This is a genomic window from Pseudomonas sp. ABFPK (assembly GCF_001586765.1).
Classification (GTDB): domain Bacteria; phylum Pseudomonadota; class Gammaproteobacteria; order Pseudomonadales; family Pseudomonadaceae; genus Aquipseudomonas; species Aquipseudomonas asiatica.
The window spans coordinates 1-7,139 of the sequence record NZ_LQXW01000057.1; the positions used below are offsets into that span (position 1 = coordinate 1).

Below are 7,139 nucleotides of genomic sequence, written 5' to 3' on the forward strand. Positions count from 1 at the left end.
CTTTCTCGGTCACTTGCTTGACCGCTTCGATCTTGAATTCTTCGGGGTAACGCTGACGACTCATGGCACCTCCTATTTGGGCCTCATTATGAGGCTTGGAGGTGTCTACGAAACCAGGGGCGATTCAAAATTCGCAAACGGGCATATTAGTGTCGGGTACAGACATCTCTCTTCTGACATACTTTGTGATGCTACAAAACATCATCACCACACGAACACATTCTATGAAAGACCTAATCGTTGTACTGCGCGACACCTCCCCTTTACCAGTTCTTGACGCATGCACCTGGGAACGGCTGTCGGGCGAGCCTCACACTGTCAATCTGAACTCGTACACCTCGGAAGATGGGTCGAAGATTATGGGTACATGGATATGCACGCCCGGTAAATGGCGCGTGGCCTATACCAAATGGGAGTACTGCGACTTCCAAGAAGGTTATTGCGTGATTACCCCCGATGGTAAGCAGCCAATTCACCTCAAAGCAGGCGACAAATTTATTATAGAGCCTGGCTTTTCCGGAACTTGGGAAGTAGTAGAGACCGTACGCAAATATTTCGTATTCTCTTAAATGTCAAATGGCAGCGCCGCGCCATCGCGTCGGCGCATGACCATGATCGCGGATTTGAAGGAGGTACAGACATCACGCCTTCGAATTCTGCCAAGCGGGACATAGATGCGGAAGACTTTGTGCGGTGCAACCTCACGACTGGCTCAGTGTTGAGTGAAGATGGCCCGGGAGGAGCTGGGCGATCTGCTGGAGCTGACTCAAGCCTGAGGAGGCCTGCTGTAAACCACTTTTTTCACTGTAAACCACAGTGGCTTACAGTGAAAAAAAGTGGTTTACAACGTAGCTACGACACGCGCTCTGGCGACTCCCCAGGCCAACGCGCTCGTCATTGATTCGTTCGGCCGGGTGTCGAACGCTTCCTCATAAAGCGCGGTTCCCGACGGCGCGTACACACCGATAAACAGCTGCGTTGCGGCTTTCCGCGAAAGCTTTACCTGCACGTCGAGATAAAATCCGTCATTCAGGATCTCTTCGTGGGTCCGGTGATGAAGCGTAGGATCTGCCCAGCTTCAATAAACATCTCCGCGCAAACGCATGCAGCCCCCTGCAATCGATGGATAGCGATGGATTCCAAGCTAGCCAAAGCGAGGCGGTAATCAAGCCGATCTAAGCTTTTTGTGAGTCGCGCCCGACAAGTGACCACCTTGTAGTGACTTAAAACAACCCCAACCGATCACGCAAAGCAGAAGACTCACGACTACAGTCAGGAAGGTTTGCACGCAGCCTAAACAAAAAAGCAGCTCCCGAGAGCTGCTTTTCTCTTACTCCCCCTTTTTGTGCTTGTGAGGTTTCAGGTCCGGATGGTCCTTCTGCTTCTCAGGGGTGACTCGCTGCCTTTTGTCCGGAGTGCCATCTTCATTGGTGCGCTTAGGGCCTGGCTTGATGCTCATGCAAAACTTCCTTTTCCGCTTGGGTTGTTGGATGCAGCTATGTAATTAGTCCAGCTTCTCTCAGCTGTCAAAGCAGGCTTGTGCAGAGCCGCCTGGCCGATGATCCGGGCCATATCGAACATTTAAAGGCCTGAATAAGAGCCTCCGGCCAAGGGCTTGCAAGGGGCTGTGAAATCCAGCGCTGAGCGATACGAGGACGTCTGGACGTTCATCATGCCGAGCACGGTGTGGAACAGGTTGTCGTGGCTCAGCGGTGACGTGGTTTGAGCTTTCAAACAACCCACGTTGACCTTTTCGCTCTTCGCGAGCGAGTCAGACATCCAAAGTACCAACGGCACCTTTGTTTGCTCGTCAGGAGCCATCGCGTAAGGCAGCCCGTGCAGATAGAGCCCACCCTCCCCCAGCGATTCGCCGTGGTCCGAAACGTACATTAGCGCAGTGTCGAACTTGGTGTTGGCCGTCAGGATATCGATGAGATTTGCAGTCACATAATCGGTGTAGAGGATTGAGTTGTCGTAGGCATTGACCACCTCCTCCTGCTTACATTTGTCGAGCTCGTTGGTCTCGCACACCGGTGCGAATTTCTTGAATTGCGAGGGGTAGCGCTTGTAGTAGGCCGGGCCGTGACTGCCTTTGTAGTGGAGCACCAGGACAGCATCGCCTTCCTGGCGCTTGATGAAGTCTTGCATCTCCGTGAGCAGCACCCCGTCCTTACACTCCTCGCTGGTGCACAGTTGGGAATCCGCGTGAGAGGCAGCCTTGTGGTTGGGAATCCTGTCGCAGACCCCTTTGCACCCCGAGTTGTTGTCAGTCCACATGACACTGATGCCAGCGCGTTGAAGCACGTCGAGCAGCCCTTCTCGGCTCTTGGCCAAGCCATCTTTGTACTGGGCCTTACCCACGTCCAGGAACATGCATGGCAGCGAGACCGCGGTGGCGGTACCGCAGGAGCTCACGTTCGTGAAGCTAATGACATTTCGCTTTTCTAGTTCCGGATTCGTTTCACGGGAGTAGCCGTTGAGGGAGAAGTTGGCGGAGCGAGCGGTCTCTCCTACTGCCAGTACCAGCAGCCTGGGTTTACGAGCCGCACCCTGTCGATTAACTACCGCATCAGTACCAATGGCCGTCAGCGTTTTAGGTGAGGCCAGCTGACGCTTCAGGTACCCATGGCCAGCCGCAAACAAGTTGGTAGGTACCAGAATCAGCCGGATCTCCCGATTGTTGCGCAGCAAGGAGGCATACGACTGGTACTGACTCAACGCGATGCCAGATAAGGTCAACAGAGCGAGCGACAGAGCAATGAACCTGCTGACCAAAGCTTTGGCCCAAGGCTTACGCCGGAGGGGAACCCGGGCAATCAGGTAGACGGGCAACACCCCAACCATTGCGACCCAAAGACCGAGCTTCCAATTCAGCAGCTCGGTTGCCTCAGCGACGTCGGTCTCCACAACGTTGGTGAACATTGTGTAATCGACCACGATGCCGTAGGCATTCATGAAGTAACTCGCGAAAGACGCGCTGATCAGTACCAGACACAGCAAGGGTTTGGCCAGCCGCCCCCATGACAGCAAGCTCAGAACGGTAAACACCCATGCGAATACTATGACTGGGAGGCTAGCAGCTAGCAGCCAGTTCACTTCATCGGTTTTGAATACCAGCGTCCAGAGCACGTTCCAGAGCTCAGCGTTCGCGAATAGCAGCAACCAAAAAGTCACCAGGCCGATTAGCAAATTAGTACTGATGCCTTTCTGCCGCGCATTGCGAATAGCAAAGATCCATTTGCTTAACAGGGTGTGAACAATGGATTTGGAAGGTGTCATTATCAAACTCTGGAAGCTGCTTATCCATGGCGGTAGCTATGGAGTTAGCGGGAGCTACAAGGCAAGCCGTCGACAGATGCTGAGCGATTGCGCAATGTGCGGAGCGCCAGAGGCCTTGGGCCCCTACGCGTTGGGGACGCTTAGTATGTGTGAGGCATAGGGATAAAAAGAGAAATGAATCTCGCTGAGCGCATTATTTCCGGGACCTGATAACGACACGATGACCTCGGGATTACAATGCTGACAGAAATCCAATAACTGCTGCTTTGATTGTCAATGATCACGCTATGATCAAAATTAGGGGAATACCACCCACCAAAAACAATGCGCCGCTCAGCTAGATAAATTTAATTTCACGAACAAAACGGTTTCGTTTTGTCGTAGGCTAATTTTGAACTTTCAATTCAACTTACAAGTCTTTCTCGCGAGCAGAACATTATTTTCAACTTTTGCTCGTTAATATGTCACCCATCAATGAGGGGCGAATACCATGAGCTTTTTCAAAAACATCCTGGGCGGGCACCATGGTCGTGAAAACCACGGTGGAGGCAAGCACCACAGCGGGGGACATGGGGCCGAGCAATATGATCGCCATGGCCGGCAGCAGGGCTGCGACGGCGGCAATCAGGTGTATGACGGCGGGCGCCCTGCCACTCCAGCCCCCATCAAAGATCTGCAGGGCTGCAGGCAGTGCCGGACGGCCAACGATCCGTCAGCACGCTTTTGTCTAAACTGCGGAACACCGCTATCGAGTGGTTGCACCGCCTGCGGCTCGCTGCTGAGTGCAGGAGCAAGATTTTGCAGTCAGTGTGGCCAAGCGACGCTCTAAGGCTAGCTAGACAGGAAGGCCAACGAGACCACAACCCTGCGCAAGGAGAAATACGTGGGTTCAAATCACGACCATGGCAGCGCTGCAGTACGCGAGGGGCATCAGAAGAAGCTAATCATGGCGCTCGCCTTGACTGGCAGCTTCATGATTGCAGAAGTGATCGGCGCGTGGATTACCGGCAGCCTGGCGCTGCTGTCGGACGCATCTCACATGTTCACAGATACTGCCGCCTTGGCGATCTCACTGATTGCACTTCAGATAGCCAAGCGGCCGGCAGATCAGAAAAGAACCTTCGGCTATGCGCGCCTGGAAATTCTGGCTTCGACGTTCAACGCCGTGCTGCTCTTCCTGGTGGCGATGTACATCTTGTATGAGGCCTACCAGCGCTTCTTCATGCCGGCGGAGATCGCTACCGGAGCGATGATGTGGATCGCAATCGCCGGCCTGATCATCAACCTAATTTCGATGCGCCTTCTGGCATCTGCGAGCAACGAGAGCCTCAACGTCAAAGGAGCCTACCTCGAAGTTTGGAGCGACATGCTCGGCTCGCTAGGCGTAATCATCGCGGCACTCATCATCCGCTTCACCGGCTGGACTTGGGTCGACACGATTGTCGCTGTGGCAATCGGCCTCTGGGTTCTGCCGCGGACGTGGCAGTTGCTTCGCGAAAGCCTGGGAATCCTCATGGAGGGTGTGCCGAGGGGGCTCGACGTGACGGCAATCGAGGCTACCATCCTCGGCGTAGATGGCGTTACGGACGTTCATGACTTGCACGTCTGGGCCGTCAGCAGTGGCAGCAACGTGATGACGTCGCACGTAGTGATACGGGATTCTGCAGATGGGGATGCTGTGCTGGCGGCCGTCGTGGATGCTGTCAGCGATGCATTCGAAATCCATCACTGCACCATCCAGATCGAGCGGGCAGCTTTCCACGAAAGCGTTCCGTCGCCCTCACACTGATCGATCGGTAAAAACCAAACAAACACATCACCCTCTTGGCTGAGGGTGATGTCGTAGAAGACATGCGGTGAAGGATGGCGTAAACGGCAGGAGCACTTCGAGAGGGGTTGGTGAATGGCTTCGCCTGCCCCCGACCATAACCTCCAGAAGGTTCAGCGATGGCTTGGATCATCACGAAGTATCTACTCACTGCCGGATTAGTGATTCTCGTATCGGAGCTGGCAAAGCGCAGTGACAAGCTGGGCGGGCTGGTCGCCGCCCTGCTGCTGGTCACGGTCTTGACGCTGGTCTGGCTTTACCTGGAGAACCAGAGCATGGAGAAGATCTCCAATCATGCTTGGTACACCTTCTGGTACGTGCTGCCGACCCTGCCGATGTTCATCGCTTTTCCAGTGCTGCTGCCCAAACTGGGATTCTGGCCAACGCTTATCAGCAGTATCGTCATCACCATGGTGAGCTTTGGGGGCTTTGCCCTGCTGCTCCGTCGATTTGGCATTGAGCTGTTATAAGTCACGAGCCAGGACTGCAATTCAGGGGCCGTTCAACGACTATTGATGCACTCACCTTTGACCAGGTAGCGAACCATATGTAGTTCGCCCTTTGAGTCTTCGTAGGTCATCATGCTTCTCACGTTACCGCAGTACCGCACGCTGGGCGATACATACACCAACTTACTAACGTCAAGGTCCATGCCATAGGCGTAGTCTTCAAGCTGAGGCATCGGCTTTTTTACGCGCTGAGCATAATCCGCAGTAGCCTCTCTAGCAGATCGCTCAATGCGTTGATTGATCTCCATACCGCTTTGGGCATTGGCTGTTAGTGATGTAAAGAGCATAAACACGGCGATCGCTGATACAGTAGTGTTCATAAGAAGTCCCTTAATAAAAAAGCGCCCGTAGGGGGGCGCTAAAATTCACCTACCAAAGGAGCGTATGGTTTACAGGTGAATGCACTGGCGTGAACAACTGCCCGTCGCTCTTGCCAAGCTGCTTTGAAATGAGACAATTTCCAAAGCAGCAATGCCTCTTACGCTGCCGTTAAACTAGCAAAGGAGGCTAACACCAAGATGATCGCGCAATTACAATTTGGACATGTAATAGATTGTAAGATAATTATTCGAGAGAATACTGAGCCCTCGCGTGAACTAATTCACAGAAAGGCGCAGGGGTTTGGGGCCGTCCATGGGGACTGCCTGCATGGCACTCGATCCAAGGCCAGTACCAGTCCCGCCAGCTAGCGGCAGAAATGCTGCCTGTCCTGGCCGATTCCACCCGTCAGGCGAAGCTGTCGTACACCGTTGCAGGCCCCAGAATCCGCTAAGCTCAAGGGTGGAGCCTGCATGACTGTCAGAAATCTTGCGGCTACATTACAAATTTGTAGGATTTCGCCGCGGCCAGCTTCTTCGCGTTAAGATTCAAGCGTCCTCAGGTGACCCGGCGTATGGACAGAGGTAGCGACTACCACATGCCATACCCCAGCCAAACTTTCGAACAGCCTGCAACCATGGCGGATTAGGCCAACTCCTTCCTCACACCTTGAGATAAGTTATGCGCGTTCTAGTTGTGGAAGACGAAATTAAAACTGCCGAATATCTTCAGCAGGGCCTATCCGAAAGCGGGTATGTCGTAGATATCGTGCACAACGGTGTAGATGCCCTGCACTTGTTCAACACTCATGTCTATTCGTTGGTCCTGCTGGACGTGAACCTCCCAGGTATCGACGGCTGGGATCTGCTGGAAACCATCCGCAAGAGCAGCCGGGTCCGCATCATCATGCTGACCGCCCGCGGACGCATCAATGACAAGCTCAAGGGCTTGGACGGCGGCGCGGATGACTACCTTGTTAAGCCATTCGAATTCCCTGAGCTGCTTGCACGCATCCGTTCGCTGCAACGCCGTGGTGATGAGTTAGTAGAGAAGAGCTCGCTGAAAATTGCCGACCTAGGGATGCTCCGATCAACTTGTCGTGCAGCCGCGGCAAGTTGCAATTTTCCAGGCACCTACAGCGTCATTGGACGAAAAGTGACCGAAAAATCATGTACGGAGAGCTTTTTCGACCGGTTCTCCGTGTT

At 53.8% G+C, this 7,139-nt stretch carries 8 protein-coding genes and 1 pseudogene; 5 read left to right on the plus strand and 4 right to left on the minus strand.

The annotated features are described in order from the left end of the window. The first annotated feature begins 224 nt into the window (after positions 1-224). Positions 225-569, plus strand: a complete 345-nt coding sequence (locus tag WM94_RS29845; protein ID WP_004577665.1) for a cupin domain-containing protein — start codon at positions 225-227, stop codon at positions 567-569. Positions 570-841: 272 nt separating this feature from the next. On the opposite strand, the pseudogene WM94_RS30945 reads toward WM94_RS29845, so the two are convergent. The 3 genes and pseudogenes from WM94_RS30945 to WM94_RS25395 all read right to left on the minus strand — a co-directional run bounded on the left by WM94_RS30945 (position 842) and on the right by WM94_RS25395 (position 3,279). After that, positions 842-1,105, minus strand: a pseudogene (locus WM94_RS30945) (hypothetical protein). Between the two features lie 225 nt (positions 1,106-1,330). Further along, entirely contained in the window at positions 1,331-1,459 is a 129-nt protein-coding gene (locus tag WM94_RS30950) for a hypothetical protein (RefSeq protein WP_003253468.1), read from the minus strand. A 122-nt stretch (positions 1,460-1,581) separates the two neighbouring features. Continuing rightward, positions 1,582-3,279, minus strand: a complete 1,698-nt coding sequence (locus WM94_RS25395; protein ID WP_004577664.1) for a phosphoethanolamine transferase — start codon at positions 3,277-3,279, stop codon at positions 1,582-1,584. 490 nt (positions 3,280-3,769) lie between these two features. Between WM94_RS25395 and WM94_RS29855 the strand changes: the two genes are divergently transcribed. From WM94_RS29855 to WM94_RS25410, 3 genes are all read left to right on the plus strand, one after another. Then, on the plus strand, positions 3,770-4,108 hold the full coding sequence (locus WM94_RS29855; protein ID WP_080635014.1) for a zinc ribbon domain-containing protein: 339 nt from the start codon (positions 3,770-3,772) through the stop codon (positions 4,106-4,108). Between the two features lie 54 nt (positions 4,109-4,162). Beyond that, on the plus strand, positions 4,163-5,068 hold the full coding sequence (locus WM94_RS25405) for a cation diffusion facilitator family transporter (protein ID WP_004577663.1): 906 nt from the start codon (positions 4,163-4,165) through the stop codon (positions 5,066-5,068). A gap of 158 nt (positions 5,069-5,226) precedes the next feature. Further along, the gene (locus WM94_RS25410) at positions 5,227-5,577 is read left to right on the plus strand and encodes a DUF3147 family protein (RefSeq protein ID WP_004577662.1); all 351 of its coding nucleotides are present in this window, start codon (positions 5,227-5,229) and stop codon (positions 5,575-5,577) included. A gap of 32 nt (positions 5,578-5,609) precedes the next feature. Here WM94_RS25410 and WM94_RS25415 read toward each other — a convergent pair whose 3' ends face one another. Then, entirely contained in the window at positions 5,610-5,936 is a 327-nt protein-coding gene (locus WM94_RS25415) for a DUF2790 domain-containing protein (protein WP_004577661.1), read from the minus strand. Positions 5,937-6,615: 679 nt separating this feature from the next. On the opposite strand from WM94_RS25415, the gene WM94_RS25420 reads away from it, so the two are divergent. Next, positions 6,616-7,139: response regulator (locus WM94_RS25420; protein ID WP_256207054.1), on the plus strand; the 524-nt coding region annotated here is incomplete at its 3' end.